We start from the raw sequence: 17,369 nt of genomic DNA on the forward strand, positions 1-17,369 counted from the left end.
GCGTGCGGCTGAAATGTCGTTCCTCAGAGGGTTGATGGCGGTCATCGGAAATTGGATGGAGCCGAATCGGCTGTCGATACGTCTATTCGGCAACGTTCGTACGACGACGCCGAAGTGACCGAAGTACAGGTACAGGTGTGACGGAGGTGCAGGGCGATGGCCGGTTTCCGGAGTCTGGCGAGACAGGTGCGCGATCCGAGGTGCGACCTGGCACTGCGGCGCTATTCACTGCGCAAGTGCCTTGAAAGGTTTGCCCCTTACGGACATCGGGCCACCTGGGACCATTTGTGCTCCCGGGCCGGGTTCGGTCCCGAGGACCGCTCCCCCGATCCGGCCCGGCTGGTGGCCGCGCTCGACGAACTCGAAGAGGCGCGCTCGGTGTGGCTCGCCTACGAGGACGCGTTCGCCGAGCGCCGCAGGAAGGAAAAGCACGACGGGCTGCGCAGGCCGGGCAGTGTCGACGACTGGCACCGGCTGACCTGGGGCGGTTGTGGTGTCGCGTGGTGCGACGACCCCCGGGTCCATCCCCATGAGCCCCTGGCGGAAGTCCTCCGCCGGCTCATCGCGGCCCTGGAGCGCGAACCCGGCTCGGTCTGCCCGGTGTGCTCGGGCGACCGCCTCACATGGAAGTACGACCTGGCCCATGAACCGTCCTCGGGCCCGGTCTGCACGGACTGCGGAATAGTGGTTCCGCGTCCCGTTCTGACGCCCGAGGCCCTGGCGGAGACCAGGCGGGGGCGGTTGTTGGTGTCGGCGTAAGCACGACGGGGGTGCGGCTTGCACGGCGGCGCACCCCCGTGCACGTGATGGTCAGGGCGAGTGAAGCCGAGACAAGTGGCGCCTACGGCTGCATGACGTCCGTGTGAATGGCGAGCTTGAACTGGGCGTGGAACATCGGCACGGCGATCTTCGTGTCACCGGTTCCGCGCGCCGAGATCTTCAGGCCGAGCGGCGTCCCCGGACGGACGAACATCTGCCAGACGTAGGTGCGGTACTGGCCGCCACGAGTCGCCTGGATGTCGGTGGTGGCCGTCGAGTCATAACCCGTCGTGGCATTCAGCGGGTCGCGGACGAAGCGCGCCCGGTACTCGTGAGCGCGGGCATCCGCCTGCCAGAACACCATCGCGGACAGCACGCCCCAGCCGTCGTGGCTGGGCCAGATCAGCGCCGAGCGCGGGTCGGGGAACTTCGACGCGGTGTCCCCGCCGTGCGCCGGGTCGTGCATGTTCCAGGGGTCGTACTGCTCCTCGCCGGTCACGTACGGAAAGCGCATCAAGTGGTAGCCGTCCTGGTCGTAGGTGATCCTCTGTGGCCCCGAGTGGGCGGCTTGCCACATCAGGGAACAGATGGCGACACTCATGGGCTCTCCCCTCACACAAATCCACGAGTGGACCGTGCTACCGGAGCACGCCTCCGTCAACCGGCATGAGCCGCGCCCCGGGCGAGCCCCCTGAAGGGGAGCCCGCACCCCCAGCCACTCGCACTTGCCCTCCGGCGGGAGGGGGCGTGGGCCCGTGCGACAAATGCCCGTCGCGCAAATCCTGTCTTGCCGTCAGCCACGACGTGCCCGCACCCTCCCCTCCGGCGGGAGGGGTCGTGGGCCGGTGCGTCGTATGCCCGTCGCTTAGCTTCGGTCTCGGAGAACCCGCACCGTGTACCAGGTAAGGGCCATATGCCCGCCCTGCGACGGGCTGACGCACCGGCCCACGACCCCGACCCACCACCCACCCAGGGGCGCGGGGAACGGCGCGACCAGCCACAGACGGCCCGCAGTCGCCAACAAACCGAACCCACCCACCCGGTAGGCGCCCTGCTCACCCCAGCGGAGCGCCTTTGCGTTCCACCATGAGTCGAGAACCGCTCCGCTTCTCGCCGAAGACATCGTCCGGGTTGGACAGCACGCAGTTCTCCAGAGAGAGACAGCCGCAACCGATGCAGTCGGTGAGGTGGTCACGCAGACGGCTCAACTGCTTGATGCGCTCGTCGAGTTCGGAGCGCCAGGCCTCCGAGAGGTGGGCCCAGTCCTCCCGCGTCGGAGTGCGCCCCTCGGGGAGTTCGGCGAGCGCGTCGCGGATCGTGGCCAGCGGAATGCCGACGCGCTGGGCAGCCCGCACGAAAGCGACCCGGCGCAGTGCGTCACGCGCGTAGCGGCGCTGGTTGCCCGTGGTCCGGCGGCTGCTGATCAGGCCCTTGGACTCGTAGAAGTGCAGGGCGGATACGGCGGCGCCGCTGCGGGCCGACAACTGGCCGACCGTGAGTTCATGGATCTTCTCTGGAATCTGGGGCATTCCTTCAAGCCTACCCACCTCGTCACACTGCGGTACGTAGCATCTCGGTCCGTTGACATGGGCCCCGTACCCGACCATGCTAAGCAGTCGCTTAGACATTGACCACGCGGGAGGCCAGGGGCATGGCAGAGCCGAGGATCTTCACGTCCGCCGACGAGCTGAAGGCAGCGGTGGGCGAGCAGCTGGGGTACAGCGACTGGCTGGAGATCGACCAGAAGCGGATCGACCTGTTCGCGGACGCGACGGGTGACCACCAGTGGATTCATGTGGACCCGGAGAAGGCGGCCACGGGCCCCTTCGGGACGACCATCGCGCACGGATATCTGACATTGTCGCTGTTGCCCGCACTCGTGCCGCAGGTCATGCGGGTCGAGGGGATGAAGATGGGCGTCAACTACGGCAGCAACAAGGTGCGGTTTCCTGCGCCTGTGCCGGTGGGGTCGCGACTGCGCGCCACGGCGGTGCTCAAGGAGGTCACGGAGGCGGGCGGCGGTGTGCAGGTCACGGCCGCGGTGACCGTGGAGCGCGAGGGCGGCGACAAGCCGGTGTGCGTGGCGGAGTCGGTGTCGCGCTACTACTTCTGAGTCGCGCCACTACTTCTGATCGGTACGAAGGCGTCGACGACCCAGGGCTACTTCCTCGCCCCCACCATCCGCAGCACGAGGTCGGCGTTCAGCGCGCCGACCTCGTCCGGCGTCCGAGGGCCGTTCACGTTGAACCAGCGGGCGACGTCGATGCACAGCGAGAGCACGGCGAGTGTGGTGCCCTGGACGTCGAGTACGTCGAACTCGCCGCTCGCCACGCCGTCCTCGATGATCCCGCGTACCTCGGCATCGACCTGGCGGCGCAGCGCGATGATCTCGGCGCGGGCGGCCGGGCCGAGCGAGTCCAGTTCGTACTGCACGACTCGCGCGGTGGTGCGCCCCCCGGCGTGCCAGCGCACGAAGGAACTCACGGCGTCCGCGAGCCGTTCGGTCGCGCTGCCCTCACCCTGGGCTGCCGTCCGCAGGATCTCGACGGCCTTCTCGTGGCCGATTCTGCTGATCCGGTGGAGCAGCTCTTCCTTGGTCTTGTAGTGGATGTAGAGCGCGGCCGGGCTCATGCCTGCGCGGCCCGCGATGTCGCGGGTCGTCGTCGCGTGGTACCCGCGCTCGGCGAAGGCCTCCACCGCGGCGACGAGCAGCCGCCGGGCCGCGTCCGGGGTGACCTCGGCCCATGGCGGCATCTCGCCGCCGGCCGTTTCCTCCGCCGTACTCATCGCTGTCCGCCCCTTCTCCGCTGTCAGTTCTCCACTGGCAGGACGAACCACCATACCTCGCGGCCTGAGCGAGCGCTTAGCCTGCCCGCTCAGGGCCCCGGAGCCGCAAGCGGTTCAGAGCTTCTCGAAGGGTCAAAGCTTCTCGAAGGGGTCGTGCTCCGCGAGCAGCTTCTCCAGCCGGGCCTGGTCGACCCGGCTGACGATCTGCCCGGCCTCCTGCCGGTCGCGGATCACCTTGGCCAGCGTGAAGGCCGAAGTGACGAGGTAGAGGACGGCGATCCCCAGGAAGCCACGCACCCAGGCGTCGGCCTGCAGGTTGAAGATGCCGATGGCCGTGGCCGCCATGGCGATGGCGAACGCGATGACCGCCTGGCCGTAGAAGGCCGCGGTGGACTGCTGCTTGACAGGTGTCTCACTCATGGGGAAGAGAATCGGCGAAAGTGGCGGGCACCACATCCGCTCGGATACTCAGTCGCGTACTCAGGAAGCCGTGGAATCACTACTGCATGCACCTGGGGATGAGCACTCCTGGTTTCTGAGCGCAGTCATACCATGTGCGCCATGGCCCGACCGCGCAAGCCCCTCCTCAGCACCGACCGCATCGTCGCGACGGCGCGGGCGCTCGTCGACGCGGAGGGTCTCGCGGCCGTCTCCACGCGTCGGCTCGCCGCCGAACTGGGAGTGAGCGGGCCCTCGCTCTACAACCACTTCCGTACGAAGGACCAGATCCTGGAGGCGGTCGCGGACTCGGTGAGCGCGCAGGTCGATCTGTCGATGTTCGAGGACGGCCGGGACTGGCGCACCGCGCTGCACGACTGGGCCGTCTCCTATCGGTCGGCCCTGCGCGAGCACCCGAACATCGTGCCGGTCCTCGCCCGCGGCCCCGGCCGCCGACCGGCCGGTCTCCGCCTGGCGGACGCGGTCTTCGGTGCGATGGTCGCCGCGGGCTGGCCGCCCGCGCAGGCCACGTCCATCGGCGCGCTGATGCGGTACTTCATCATGGGCTCCGCGCTCGGCTCCTTCGCCGGGGGTTTCGTGGACGACGAGAGCGCGTACGACCCCGCCGACTACCCGCATCTCGGACAGGCCCATCTCCTCGCCGAGCAGCAGGAGAAGATCGACGAGCGGGCCTTCGAGACGGGGCTCATGGCGCTGCTGGACGGGCTGACCCAGCAGTACGAGCAGCTGGCGCGAGCGGTGTAGCGCGCTCGCGCGGAGACGACGCCACGGTTCGGCGGCCACCGAACCGTCCGTATCGCATGCTGAGGCCATGAGCACCAGGAACACGCCTCGCACGCGGTCCGGGACCGCCCAGGCCCCGGGACTCGCGGCGCTTGCCGGACTGATCGCCGACGAGACACGGGCCGCCTTCCTGCTGGCCCTGTTCGACGGTCGGGCCTGGACGGCCGGCGAGCTGGCGCGGCACGCGGGCGTCGCCGCGTCGACGGCCAGCGAACATCTGGGCAAGCTCGTCGCGGGCGGGCTGCTCGCCGAGGAACGGCAGGGACGGCACCGGTACGTACGACTGGCCGACGCCCGGGTCGCGCAGCTCGTCGAGGATCTCGCCGCGTACATCACACCTCCGGGCACCGAGCGGCCACGCGGCTTGCGGGAGTCCAGTGCCGGTTCCGCGATGGCGCGTGGCCGCACCTGCTACGACCACCTCGCCGGGCGCCTGGGCATCGCGGTCACCGACGCCCTGACCGGGCTCCAACTGCTGCGGCGGGACACGGGGTTCGCGCTCACGGACGACGGGCTGGCCTGGTTCGACGAGCAGGGCATTCCCCTCGTACGCACCGGTCGGCGGCCCCTCGCCCGCGCCTGCCTCGACTGGACCGAACGCCGACCGCACCTCGCAGGCGTCGCGGGCGCCGCCCTGTGCCGGCACGCGCTGGACGCGGGCTGGTGCGTACGTATCGGCTCGGAGCGGGCCGTGAAGGTCACGGACAAGGGCGAGCGGGTCTTCGCGGAGCTGCTGGGAATCGAGCCGACGACGCTCCACTGACCTTCCCCCTTGTTCGCTCAGCACCCCGTCCGAAATTCGCGAGCCCTTCCTCCCCCACCCACCTAACCTCTGGAGCGTGATGAAGTCTCCCCTGTCCGCCCGTCGTACGGACCTACTGGCCGCCGGTGCGGCGGCGGTGACCGTCGTGTTGTGGGCGTCCGCGTTCGTGTCGATCCGCAGTGCGGGATCGGCGTACTCGCCCGGTGCGCTGGCGCTCGGGCGGCTGCTGGCCGGGGCGCTGGTGCTCGGGGTCATCTGTCTCGTACGCGGGGAGGGGTTGCCGCCGCGTGCCGCCTGGCCCGGGATCGTGGTCTCCGGGCTGCTCTGGTTCGGGCTCTACATGGTGGTGCTCAACTGGGGTGAGCAGAAGGTCGACGCGGGCACGGCAGCCCTGGTGGTGAACGTCGGTCCGCTGGTCATGGCCCTGCTCGCGGGATGGTTGCTCAAGGAGGGACTGCCGCCGCGGCTGCTGGCGGGGATGGCGGTGTCGTTCGTGGGCGCGGCGATCGTCGGTCTGTCGATGTCCGGCGAGGGCGGCGCGTCCGTACTCGGCGTCCTGCTCTGTCTGCTCGCGGCAGTGGCGTACGCGGGCGGGGTCGTCGCCCAGAAGCCGGCCCTGCGACATGGTTCCGCGCTCCAGGTAACGACGTACGGCTGTGTGATCGGTGCGGTGGCCTGTCTGCCGTTCGCCGGTCAGCTGGTGTCCGAGGCCGGTGACGCCCCGCTGTCCGCGACGCTCAACATGCTGTATCTGGGCGTCTTCCCGACCGCGCTCGCGTTCACGACCTGGGCGTTCGCGCTGGCCCGTACGACGGCCGGGAAGATGGGCGCGACGACCTACGCTGTGCCCGCCCTGGTGGTGCTGATGTCGTGGCTGGCGCTCGACGAGGTGCCGGGCTGGATCACTCTCGTCGGCGGGCTGGTGTGTCTGGCGGGCGTCGCCGTGTCGCGGTCCCGGCCACGGACCGCCGAGGTCGCGGCCCCGGGAGCGGTTCCGGAGCCACGACCCGAGCGGGCCCCGGACTCAGCCCTCTGAGCCCTCTGACTTGGCCGAGGCCGAACGTGCCCTGTCCGCAAGGACCTTGATGGACACGAGCGCGATCACGGCGAGCCCGATGATGTAGGCGGACACGGACATCGACGTGTCCGTGGCCTCCAGCAGGAGCACCATCACGAAGGGTGCGAGTCCGCCGCCGAACACGGCCGCGATCTGGTAGCCGAGCGAGGCGCCCGTGTAGCGCATCTCGGGCGTGAACAGCTCGGCGAACAGGGCGGCTTGAGGCCCGTACATGATGCTGAGGAAGCAACTGGCGACGAACGTGCCGACGGCCAGCCACAGCAGCGAGCCTGTGTCGATCAGCAGGAACATCGGTACGGCCCACAGTGCGATCCCGGCCGCGCCGAACCCGTAGATCCGGATGCGTCCGACGCGGTCGGAGAGCGCGGCCGAGGCGGGGATCAGGACGAGCTGGGTGAGGCTGACGCAGAGCGAGACGGTGAGGACGGCGCTGCGTTCCATGTCGAGTTCGCGGGTGGTGTAGTCGAGGACGCCGGTGATCAGGATGTAGAAGGTCGCGGTGTTCACGGCGAACGAGCCGCCCGCGAGGAGCACCGTGCCGAGATGGCCGCGCAGGATCGTGCGCAGCGGGGAGTTCTTCTCGCCCTTCTCCTTCTCGGCCAGCGCCTGTTCGGCCTGACGGAACTCCGGGGTCTCCTCGACGCGGGTGTGGATGTACCAGGCGAGTACGAGGACGAGCAGCCCGACCAGGAAAGGCACCCGCCAGCCCCAGGCGGCGAACGCGCTCTCGCTGGTGAGGGCGCCGGCGAGCAGGAAGACGGAGTTGGCGGTCACCACACCGATGGGGACGCCGAGTTGGACGACGCTGCCGTAGACGCCGCGCTTGCCTTCGGGGGCGTACTCCGTGGCGAGGAGCATCGCGCCGCCCCACTGGGCGCCGACCGCGATGCCCTGCATCACGCGCAGGACGACGAGGAGTATGGGGGCGGCGATGCCGATCGTCGCGTACGTGGGGAGGAGGCCGATGCCCGTCGTGGCCACGCCCATCAGGGTCAGGGCCAGTACGAGCATGGGCTTGCGGCCTCGTTTGTCGCCGAGGTGGCCCGCGATGACTCCGCCGAGCGGACGGGCGAGGAAGCCCACGGCGAAGGTGGCGAACGAGGCGAGGACTCCTGCGGAGGGGCTGCCTGCGGGGAAGTACAGGTCTCCGAGGACGAGGGCCGCGGCGATGCCGAAGACGAAGTAGTCGTACCACTCGACGGCGGAGGCGAGGGCGGCGGCGGTCGCCACCTTGCGGCGGTGTCTGGTGTCTGGGCTGGTGGTCGCGCCGGGGAGCGCGGAAGGTGCGGTGTCCATGGCGTGCACACTCCGGTGGGTGCGGGGACGTTCGGGGGAACGTACCGACCGGACGGTATGGAGGTCAACGGTCGTGCACGCACGGGTTGTCCCGTGGGTCGCCTCGCCTTTAGAACACCACCAACGCCCGTCCGCCCTTGCCCGCCACCATGTTGTCGAACGCCGCCGGGATCCCCTCCAGGGCGATCCGTTCCGTCACCAGCGTGCTCAGGTCGAGGCGGCCCGCGCGGATGTGGTCGGCCAGGATCGGGAGGTCGCGGGACGGGTCGGAGTTGCCGTATACGCAGCCCGACAGGGTTCGGCCCCAGTGGAAGAGCTCCAGGGCGTTGAAGGTGACCTGCTGGTCCTTGCCGCCGATGCCGACGACCGTCGTGCGGCCGCCGCGGCGGGTGGATTCCCAGGCGGTACGGATCGTGACGGCGCGGCCCACGCACTCGACGGCCACGTCGACGCCCTGTTTGCCGGTGAGGGCGCGGATCTCACGGGCCGTGTTCTCGGAGGCGACGAGGTACTCCGTCGCTCCGGCCTCGCGTGCGAGGGACTCCTTCGCGGGCGACACGTCGACCGCGACGATCGTCGACGCGCCCGCGACCCGCGCGGCCTGGAGCGCGGCGAGACCGACTCCGCCGGCCCCGAACACGGCGACGGACTCGCCCGGTTGAACGCGGGCCGAGTGATGGACGGCCCCGTACCCGGTGAGCACGGCGCAGCCGAGCAGGGCCGCGTCGGTGAGCGGAATCCCGGCCGGCGCGGGCAGCACGCATCCGGCGGCCACCACGGTCTCCTCGGCGAACGCGGCGACGTTGAGACCGGGATACAGGTCCGTTCCGTCGGAGGAGCGCCGGGCGTACACGGCCCCCGCTCCCGTCAGCGCATTCGCGCACAGCCACACCTCGCCGAGCGAACAGGCGTGGCAACTCCCGCAGGAAGGCGCCCAGTTGAGCACGACGTCGTCGCCGGGCGCGACATGCGTGACTTCCTCGCCGACGGAGACGACCGTGCCCGCGCCCTCGTGACCGAGCACGGCGGGTACCGGCACCCTCATGGTGCCGTCGGACAGTGACAGGTCGGAGTGGCAGACCCCGGCGGCGGCGAGGCGCACCCGCACCTGCCCGGGGCCGGGCTCCGGCAGCTCGATCTCGGTGATCTCCAGCGGAGCACCTACGGCGGGCAGTACGGCAGCGCGAACCACGTCAGCCACGTCGGCGCTCCTCAGAACTGGAGGGACTTGGTCTGGAGGTACTCGGCGAGCCCGTGTGAGCCCAGTTCCCGGCCCACGCCCGACTGCTTGTAACCGCCGAACGGCGCAAGGTGGTTGAAGCGCCCGCCGTTGATGTCCACCTGCCCGGTGTCCAGTTGGCGTGCGAAGGCGACCGCCTCGGTCTCGTCGCCCGCCCATACCGCGCCGGCGAGCCCGTACACCGTGCCGTTGGCGATGCGCAGGGCGTCCGCCTCGTTCTCGTACCGGAGGATCGACAGGACGGGTCCGAAGATCTCCTCCTGGGCGATCGTCATCTCCGGAGTCACGTCGGCGAAGACGGTGGGGCTGACGAAGTAGCCCTGTTCGCGTGGGGATTCGGGGCCGCCCGCGACCAGCCGCGCGCCCTCCGCGACGCCCTTCTCGATATAGCCGCGCACGCGCTGCTGCTGCTTGGCGTTGACGAGTGGGCCGATGCGGTCGCCGTACTTCGCGGCGGCGTCGGCGGCCAGTTCGACCGCCTCGTCGTATCGCGAGGTGTGCACCAGCATGCGGGTCCAGGCGCTGCAGGTCTGGCCGGAGTTGGACATCACGTTGGCCACGCCGACGTTGACCGCCTTGGCGAGGTCGGCGCTCGGCAGGATGACGTTGGCGGACTTGCCGCCGAGTTCGAGGGCGACCCGTTTCACGGCCGCGCCCGCGGTCGCGCCGATCTGCCTGCCGACCGCCGTGGAGCCGGTGAAGGAGACCAGGTCCACACCGGGGTGTTCGGCGAGGGCCTGGCCCGCGACCGGGCCGAGGCCGGTGACCAGGTTGAAGACGCCGGCCGGTACGCCCGCTTCGTGTACCGCCTCGGCGAAGAGCTGGGCGGTCAGCGGGGTGTCCTCCGCGGGCTTGAGGACGATCGTGCAGCCCGCGGCCAGCGCGGGGGCGACCTTGTTGACGATCTGGTGCAGCGGGTAGTTCCACGGCGTGATCGCGCCGACCACTCCGACGGGCTCCAGGCAGACGGTCGAGTTGCCCACCTTCTCCTCGAAGGCGTACGTGGCGGCCAGTTCGGCGTACGAACCCGTCACCAGGATCGGCAGCCCCACCTGCACCCTCTGCGAGAACGGCAGCGGCGAACCGAGTTCGGCGGTGACGGTTTCGGCGATCTCGTCCTTGCGGGCGACGAGGATGTCCCGCAGGGCCGCCAGGCGGGCCCCGCGTTCGGCGGGCTCGGTCGCCGCCCAGCCGGGAAGTGCGGCGCGGGCGGCGCGTACGGCGGTATCGATGTCCTCGGCGGTGCCCGCGGGAACCGTGGCGATGAGTTGCTCGTCGGCGGGGTTCACCACCGCGATGCCGGTATCCGTGCCGGCAGCGTCGCGCCACTCGCCGCCGATGTACATGCCGTCGTGGGCCTTCATGGCTTCCTCCCGGGCTGTTCCGTCGTCCGCCGCCCAAACTAGCGGTGTTAGTTTTCATACGCCAGGGGCGGCTGAGCCCTCACGTGCTCAGGAGTACACCCGAATCGGCTCGCAGGCGCGGTGGGGATCCGCGGCGACCGTTTTCACTCCCCCAGGTCCGGCAGGTGCTCCGGGGCCGGGGAGATGCGCTCCCCGTGCTGGTCGAAGACGAAGAGGTGGTCGATGTCGACCAGGAGGGGAACCTGCATGCCGTGACGGAGGTCATGGTCGGGGGTGGTGCGCACCACCAGATCGCCTGTGTCGGTGGGCAGTCGCTCCTCGGCGGACGCGTACGCGTCGCGGTCGCGGTCCAGGGTGACCACGGGTCCGGCCCGCAGGGAGCCCGCGCGTTCCCTCAGCCGGCCGAGCACGCCCACCGGACTCTCCCTGCGGCGGCGCCCGGGCTGTTGCGGGCGGGGCGCCTCCAGTTCCGGTACGACGGCGGGCTGCGAGCCGGTGTTGAAGTGCACCAGCACCTCGTGCCCCTGGTACTCGACGTGCTCCACCAGGCCGCTGATCGGCACCTCGCCGGGTCCGGCCGCGGAGCGCGGGGCCAGGCGTACGGCTTCCGAGCGCAGGCCGACGATGACCTCGCGGCCCTGCTGGACCCGCAGCAACTGGTGGTCCAGGCACAGGGGTTCGGGCAGCCGCAGCGCCTGGCGGCCGAGGCTGATCGACATCGCTCCGTCGAGCGGCGCGCGGACGACGCCGCGCAGCAGGTTGATCCGCGGGGTGCCGATGAACGCGGCGACGAAGACGTTCACGGGCAGCGCGTAGACCCTGCGCGGGGTGTCCACCTGCTGGAGGATGCCACCGCGCAGCACCGCGACCCGGTCGCCGAGCGACATCGCCTCGGCCTGGTCGTGGGTGACGTACACCGTGGTGGCGCCCAGCTCCCTGGTGATCCTGGAGATTTCGGCCCGCAGGTGATTGCGGAGCTTGGCGTCGAGGTTGGACAGCGGCTCGTCCATCAGAAAGGCGGACGGGTTCCGGACGATGGCACGCCCCATGGCGACCCGCTGGCGTTCGCCGCCGGACAGCTGGCCGGGATAGCGGCCCAGCAGGTCCTGGATGCCGAGCATCCGGGCCGTGGCGTCCACGCGCGGGGCGGGGTCCTCCCCGCGGGCCTCCAGGCGCAGCGGGAAGCCGATGTTCCCGCGGCTCGTCATGGTCGGGTACAGGGCGAAGTTCTGGAAGACCATGGCCATGTTGCGCTCGCTGGGCTGCAGGTCGGTGGCGTACTCGCCGTCGAGGTACACCTCGCCCTCGGTGGGCTCCTCCAGTCCGGCGATCATTCTCAGCACGGTCGACTTGCCGCAGCCCGAAGGGCCGAGCAGGACGAGGAACTCGCCGGGCCTGATGTCGAGCGACAACTGCTCCACCGCGCGAGTGCCGCGCAGGTACGACTTGCTGACACTCTTCAGAGAAATGGCGCGTGTCATGCGGTGCTCCCGGGGCTTCCGGTGCTCTTGCGCGGATAAGTCGTGAGAGTCACGGAAGCTAACGGACTGCGTATGCGCTGGGGAAGAGCAGCGGAGGGATTGATACAGGCCGGTTGTCGGCCACGCGGAAGAGGAGATTCGTCTTCCGCATGGAGCGCGCTCACTGTGCGCCGGATCAGCGTCTCTCGGGGTGCGGTGTGGACGACGTACGCCCGGCACGTTCCTCTTCCGGTTCGGACCCGGCAGCCGTACGCCCCTGCCGCAGCCCCAGCCCCGACGCGATCACCAGCAGCGCGCCGAGCATCACGAACGGCGCCGCCACCCCCGCGACTCCCGCCACAAGGCCCGCCGCGGCCGGTGCGGCGACCTGGCCCAGGCGGTTGCCGGTCAGGCGCAGGGCGAGGGCTGTGGAGCGGGCGTCCTCGGGGGCCGCCTGGACCACCGTCGTCATGGACAAGGGCTGGCCCACGCCCAGGCAGAAGCCGAGTGCCGCGAGGATCAGGGCAAGCGCCCAGACCGGGACCGGCAGCGCGATGCCCGCGCACAGCACGGCCCCCAGCAGACAGGTCGTGGCGAGAAGGGCGGCTCGGCCGAGCAGGCGCAGCATCGGTGTGATCACCAGGCGGCAGGCGATCGTCGCCGCCGCGCGCAGGCTCAGCAGCAGGCCGATGACGGACGGCGGGATGCCGCGGTGCTCGCCGACCACCGGAAGGTACGCGGTGAGGATGTCCGTCGCCGAGAGGACGGCGAGGCTGATGAAGATGCCCGCGGGTACGCCCCGGGTGCGCAGGATGCGATGTATGGGGACGCGTTCCCCTTGCGGCGTACGGGACTTGCCCGGCCTACGGTGCTCGATACGCCACAGCGAGGTGAACGCGACCGCGGCTCCCGCGCCCGCGACGAGCAGCGCCAGTGCGCTGGTGCCCGCCATGTCGGGGCCGCCGATCAGGGCGCCCGCGGCGATCGGTCCGACCAGCTGTCCGAGGGAGGCGCCGATGGTGAAGTGGCCGAAGTTGCGGTCCTGTTCGTGCGGGGCGGACTGGCGGGCCACGATCGACTGGGCGCCGATCACGAAGCAGAGGTGACCGAGGCCCATCACCCCGCTCCACGCCGCCATCGCGAGCAGCGAGTTCGCTATGCCGCTGAGGGCGCAGCCGCCCGCGATCAGTACGACGCCGATGGGCAGCAGGGGCGCGCACCGGCCCTGGTCGGTCCTGCGGCCCAGGGGTACGGCGACGAACAGCGGCAGCAGCGCGTACACGCCCGCGATCACACCGATCGCACGCTCGTCCGCGCCCAGCGCGAGGGCCCGGTAGGAGACGGCGGGCCGGGCCATCGACACCGCCCCCTGCGCGAAGCTGAAGGCGATGACGAGGCGGAGCAGCCAGCCGCGGTTCCCACCGGGCTTCACGGTGTCCTCCAAGAGATGGGGGTCGGAAGAAGGGGATCAGATGATTCCGAACAGGATTCCCGCTCCGAGTACCACGAGGGAAGTGAGCGCAGCCCACTTGACCACGAACTTGGTGTGGTCGCCGAACTCCACCTTCGCCATCCCCACGAGGACGTATACGGCGGGCACGAGCGGGCTGGACATGTGCAGCGGCTGGCCGACGAGCGAGGCGCGGGCGATCTCCAGCGGCGAGACCCCGTGTGCGGCGCCGGCCTCGGCGAGGACCGGCAGGACTCCGAAGTAGAAGCCGTCGTTCGACATGAAGTACGTGAGCGGCAGGCTCAGGAAGCCGGTGACGATCGCCATGTGCGGGCCCATGCCCTCGGGGATGCCGTCGACGAGCCACTTCGCCATGGAGTCGACCATGCCGGTGCCCTGGAGGACGCCGGTGAAGACGGCGGCGGCGAAGACCATCCCGGAGACGTTGAGCACGTTCTCGGCGTGGGCGCCGAGGCGGGCCTTCTGGTCGGGCATGTGCGGGAAGTTGACAGTGAGCGCGAGCGCGGCGCCGAGGATGAACAGGACCGGGATCGGCAGCCATTCCATGATCATGGCGGTGAGCAGGGCCACCGTGAGCAGCGCGTTGAACCAGTACAGCTTGGGGCGCAGCGTCGGGCGGTTGGGGTCCAGGCCCTGGAGTCGTACGTCGTCCTCGTCGTCGCCCGCGGCCTCGGAGGCGTCCGTTCCGGAGCCCGCGCCACCGGTGGTCTTGCCCGTACGGCCCTTGCCGTCACCAGAGCCGGCGGAACCGGCACCGGCGCCGACCAGCACCGTCTCCGTCTCCGGCTGCTCCTCCTTCTCCAGGATGCCCTTCTCCGTCTCCAGGACCTCGTCGAGGCTCAGCACGCCGAGCCGCTTGCGCTCGCGGAGGCCGAGTACGTACGAGAGGAAGATGACGAAGAGCAGGCCGACGGCGAGGGCCGGGATCATCGGGACGAAGATGTCGCCGGCGTCGAGCTTGAGCGCGGTGGCGGCGCGGGCGGTGGGGCCGCCCCAGGGCAGGGTGTTCATGACGCCGTTGGCGGTGGCGGCGACGCCGGTCATCACGACCAGGCTCATCTTGAGGCGCTTGTAGAGCGGGTACATCGCCGAGACCGTGATCATGAAGGTGGTCGAGCCGTCGCCGTCGAGCGAGACGATCGCGGCGAGCAGGGCCGTACCGACGACGATGCGCAGGGGGTCGGCCTTGCAGAACTTCAGGATGCCCCGCACGATCGGGTCGAAGAGCCCGACGTCGATCATGACGCCGAAGTACACGATGGCGAACATCAGCATCGCGGCGGTGGGCGCGAGTTGGCCCACTCCCTCGATGACGTAGTCGCCGAGATGGGCACCCTTTCCGACGAACACACAGAAGAGTGCCGGGATCAGTACGAGCGCCGCGATCGGCGACATCTTCTTCATCATGATCAGGACCAGGAAGGTCGCGATCATGGCGAAGCCGAGGATGGTCAGCATGAGTGGATACCTAACGTTCGCCCTTGAACAGCCACCAGGGCCGGCGGTTGGGGCGACGTTAGGGCGCTCGTGGAAGCGTTAACAAGATGTTGACGCGAGAGCAATAAGCGCAAAACTACTGGTCAGGGCGTTGTCCCTGTTGGCGCGACCTCGACGGGTATGCCATTGAGGACCGCATTGCCCGACAGCGGGTCGAGCAGAGAGCCGTCGAGAAGCTGGTTGACGTTGACTCCGGGCTCGGCGGCGGCGTGGTTCATACGGGTGCCCGGCCGGTCGTGACCCCAGCCGTGCGGGAGGCTCACGACCCCGCGCCGGATGCCGTCGGTGACCTCGGCCGGAGCCGTCACCTCTCCCCCGGCGCCCTTGATCCGTACGGCGTCCCCGTCCGCGATCCCGAGACGTGCGGCGTCGTCGGGATGGATGTGGACGGTGCAGCGGTTCGTACCGCCGGTGAGGGCGGGGATGTTGTGCATCCAGCTGTTGTTGGAGCGCAGATGACGGCGGCCGACGAGGACGAGGCCGTCGGGGCGCCGGCGCAGAGCGTCCCTGAGGCGTGGCAGGTCGTCGGCGATCGGCTGCGGCAGTAGCTCTACGCGTCCGCTGCGGGTCTTGAGGGGCTGGGGCAGGCGCGGCTGGAGGGGGCCGAGGTCGATGCCGTGCGGCTGGTCCAGCAGCTTGTCCAGGTTCAGCCCTTCCGGTCGTACGCCGAATCCGTCGCCGTACGGGCCGAGGCGCAGCATCATGTCGAGCCGTCGCTCGGGGCCGTTGTCGCCGGTGAGTGCGGCGGCGAGCTCGTGGGGGTCGCGGCCGTGCACCGGGGAGTGCGGTTCCTTGACGGCCTTGCCGAGGGTCTGGTCGATGACCATGGCGTCCACGGCGGAGGGATCGGCGCCGTGCATGCCGGTCGCGGCGAGGACGAGCCGGGCGAGGATCTCGGTCTCGGCCATGCGGCCGGGTTCGAGGGGGACGGCGGCGCGGGTGTAGCGGACCTGGTTGCGTACGGCGAGGGCGTTGAAGGCGAAGTCGTGGTGCGGGCTCTGCGAGGGCGGGGGCGGGGGCAGCACGACGTGGGCGTGGCGTGAGGTCTCGTTCAGGTACGGGTCGACGCTGACCATGAAGTCGAGCGAGCCGAGGGCCTTGTCGAGGCGGTCGCCGTCGGGCGCGGACAGGACGGGGTTCGCGGCGATGGCGATGAGGGCGCGGACGGGTTCGCCCTCGGCGGTGGCGGTGTCGATCTCCTCGGCGAGCGCCGCGATGGGCAGTTCGCCCTTGGCTTCCGGGTGGCGGCTGACCCTGCTGTGCCAGCGGCCGAGGGCGAAGCCGCGGCCGGGTCCGGCGGGGCGGGGCGTCTTGTCGGTGGCGGCCTGCGGGAAGAGGGCGCCGCCGGGCCGGTCGAGGTTGCCGGTGAGGATGTTCAGCACGTCGACGAGCCAGCTGGCCAGAGTGCCGTGCGGGACCGTGCAGCTGCCGATGCGGCCGTAGACGGCGGCGGTGGGCGCGGCGGCCAGTTCGCGGGCGAGCGTACGGATCGTAGCGGCGTCCACGTCGCATGCCCCGGCGGCGGCTTCGGGGGTGAAGTCCCGTAGCGCGTCGGGGATTTCATCGAGTCCCTGCACCAGCTCGGCGAGTTCGCCGAGATCGGTGAGCTTCTCCTCGAAGAGGACGTACGCCATGGCCGCGAGCAGCAGCGCATCGGTGCCGGGGCGGATCGAGACGTGCCGGTCGGCGAGTTTGGCGGTACGGGTGCGGCGTGGGTCGATCACGGTGAGGGTGCCGCCGCGTGCCTTGAGGGCCCTGAGCTTGCCGGGGAAGTCGGGTGCGGTGCACAGACTTCCGTTGGATTCCAGGGGGTTGGCGCCGATCAGGAGGAGGTGGTCGGTGCGGTCGAGGTCGGGTACGGGGATCGCGTTCGCGTCGCCGAAGAGGAGCCCGCTGGATACGTGCTTGGGCATCTGGTCGAGCGTGGACGCGGTGAAGATGCTGCGGGTGCCGAGGGCGCCGAGCAGGACGGTCGGGTAGAGGGCGCCGGCCATGGTGTGGACGTTCGGGTTGCCCAGGACGACGCCGAGGGCGTGCGGTCCGTACGTCTCGACGATGGGCCGCAGCCCTGCCGCGACCGCGTCGAACGCCTCGTCCCAGGTCGCCTCGCGCAGTTCACCGTCCTTGCGCACCAGAGGCGTACGCAGCCGGTCGGGGTCCGCGTCCACGGCTCCGAAGGAGGCGCCCTTCGGGCAGATGAACCCCTGGCTGAACACGTCGGCGCGGTCACCTCGGGCGCCGGTCACCCGGGTGCCCTCGATGGTGAGCGTCAGGCCGCAGGTGGCTTCGCACAGGGGGCAGATGCGCAGGGCGGTGCGGGAGTCGGTGGTGGTGGACACGGGTCCTCCGGAGGGGTGGCGACGTCGGCACGCGAACTGGCGTCGAGCATACCGACCGGTATGTCATCTGGGG

The 17,369-nt window shown here is 70.2% G+C and carries 16 protein-coding genes; 5 read left to right on the top strand and 11 right to left on the bottom strand.

Annotation, left to right across the window (positions count from 1 at the left end):
* Window positions 1-156: 156 nt before the first annotated feature.
* Window positions 157-759, top strand: a complete 603-nt coding sequence (locus tag IEZ21_RS40480; RefSeq protein WP_189326825.1) for a hypothetical protein — start codon at window positions 157-159, stop codon at window positions 757-759.
* A gap of 82 nt (window positions 760-841) precedes the next feature.
* Here the strand turns inward: IEZ21_RS40480 and IEZ21_RS40485 are convergent, their stop codons facing one another.
* Window positions 842-1,360 carry a hypothetical protein gene (locus tag IEZ21_RS40485; RefSeq protein ID WP_189326826.1) on the bottom strand — a complete coding sequence of 173 codons (519 nt, stop codon included), beginning with the start codon at window positions 1,358-1,360 and terminating at the stop codon, window positions 842-844.
* Window positions 1,361-1,814: 454 nt separating this feature from the next.
* The gene (soxR, locus tag IEZ21_RS40490; RefSeq protein ID WP_189326827.1) at window positions 1,815-2,288 is read right to left on the bottom strand and encodes a redox-sensitive transcriptional activator SoxR; all 474 of its coding nucleotides are present in this window, start codon (window positions 2,286-2,288) and stop codon (window positions 1,815-1,817) included.
* 122 nt (window positions 2,289-2,410) lie between these two features.
* Between soxR and IEZ21_RS40495 the strand changes: the two genes are divergently transcribed.
* Window positions 2,411-2,872, top strand: coding sequence for a MaoC family dehydratase (locus IEZ21_RS40495; RefSeq protein WP_189326828.1), 462 nt, complete (start codon window positions 2,411-2,413; stop codon window positions 2,870-2,872).
* A 47-nt stretch (window positions 2,873-2,919) separates the two neighbouring features.
* On the opposite strand, the gene IEZ21_RS40500 is transcribed toward IEZ21_RS40495, so the two are convergent.
* Window positions 2,920-3,546, bottom strand: coding sequence for a TetR/AcrR family transcriptional regulator (locus IEZ21_RS40500; RefSeq protein ID WP_033328541.1), 627 nt, complete (start codon window positions 3,544-3,546; stop codon window positions 2,920-2,922).
* A gap of 132 nt (window positions 3,547-3,678) precedes the next feature.
* Complete coding sequence (locus tag IEZ21_RS40505) at window positions 3,679-3,966, bottom strand: YiaA/YiaB family inner membrane protein (RefSeq protein WP_033328540.1); 288 nt, start codon at window positions 3,964-3,966, stop codon at window positions 3,679-3,681.
* 141 nt (window positions 3,967-4,107) lie between these two features.
* Here IEZ21_RS40505 and IEZ21_RS40510 point away from each other — a divergent pair, with 141 nt between their 5' ends.
* The 3 genes from IEZ21_RS40510 (at window position 4,108) to IEZ21_RS40520 (ending at window position 6,587) form a co-directional block, all read left to right on the top strand.
* The gene (locus IEZ21_RS40510) at window positions 4,108-4,749 is read left to right on the top strand and encodes a TetR/AcrR family transcriptional regulator (protein ID WP_189326829.1); all 642 of its coding nucleotides are present in this window, start codon (window positions 4,108-4,110) and stop codon (window positions 4,747-4,749) included.
* Window positions 4,750-4,816: 67 nt separating this feature from the next.
* Entirely contained in the window at window positions 4,817-5,551 is a 735-nt protein-coding gene (locus tag IEZ21_RS40515) for an ArsR/SmtB family transcription factor (RefSeq protein WP_189326830.1), read from the top strand.
* Between the two features lie 79 nt (window positions 5,552-5,630).
* Window positions 5,631-6,587 (top strand): DMT family transporter, encoded by a 957-nt coding sequence (locus IEZ21_RS40520; RefSeq protein WP_189326870.1) that lies wholly within the window; start codon window positions 5,631-5,633, stop codon window positions 6,585-6,587.
* Here IEZ21_RS40520 and IEZ21_RS40525 read toward each other — a convergent pair.
* The 7 genes from IEZ21_RS40525 to IEZ21_RS40555 form a co-directional block, all read right to left on the bottom strand.
* On the bottom strand, window positions 6,576-7,925 hold the full coding sequence (locus tag IEZ21_RS40525) for an MFS transporter (RefSeq protein WP_189326831.1): 1,350 nt from the start codon (window positions 7,923-7,925) through the stop codon (window positions 6,576-6,578). The genes IEZ21_RS40520 and IEZ21_RS40525 overlap by 12 nt on opposite strands.
* A gap of 109 nt (window positions 7,926-8,034) precedes the next feature.
* The gene (locus IEZ21_RS40530; RefSeq protein ID WP_189326871.1) at window positions 8,035-9,117 is read right to left on the bottom strand and encodes a Zn-dependent alcohol dehydrogenase; all 1,083 of its coding nucleotides are present in this window, start codon (window positions 9,115-9,117) and stop codon (window positions 8,035-8,037) included.
* A gap of 20 nt (window positions 9,118-9,137) precedes the next feature.
* Window positions 9,138-10,529 (bottom strand): aldehyde dehydrogenase family protein, encoded by a 1,392-nt coding sequence (locus tag IEZ21_RS40535; RefSeq protein ID WP_189326832.1) that lies wholly within the window; start codon window positions 10,527-10,529, stop codon window positions 9,138-9,140.
* Between the two features lie 143 nt (window positions 10,530-10,672).
* Entirely contained in the window at window positions 10,673-12,010 is a 1,338-nt protein-coding gene (locus IEZ21_RS40540; protein WP_189326833.1) for an ABC transporter ATP-binding protein, read from the bottom strand.
* A 175-nt stretch (window positions 12,011-12,185) separates the two neighbouring features.
* On the bottom strand, window positions 12,186-13,421 hold the full coding sequence (locus tag IEZ21_RS40545; protein ID WP_246568698.1) for an MFS transporter: 1,236 nt from the start codon (window positions 13,419-13,421) through the stop codon (window positions 12,186-12,188).
* A 36-nt stretch (window positions 13,422-13,457) separates the two neighbouring features.
* Window positions 13,458-14,918 (bottom strand): CitMHS family transporter, encoded by a 1,461-nt coding sequence (locus IEZ21_RS40550; RefSeq protein WP_189326834.1) that lies wholly within the window; start codon window positions 14,916-14,918, stop codon window positions 13,458-13,460.
* A 122-nt stretch (window positions 14,919-15,040) separates the two neighbouring features.
* A complete protein-coding gene (locus IEZ21_RS40555) occupies window positions 15,041-17,296 on the bottom strand; it encodes a molybdopterin oxidoreductase family protein (protein WP_189326835.1) in 2,256 nt (751 codons plus the stop codon).
* Between the last annotated feature and the right edge of the window lie 73 nt (window positions 17,297-17,369).

The sequence above is a fragment of the Streptomyces flaveus genome (genome assembly GCF_014647675.1).
Classification (GTDB): domain Bacteria; phylum Actinomycetota; class Actinomycetes; order Streptomycetales; family Streptomycetaceae; genus Streptomyces; species Streptomyces flaveus.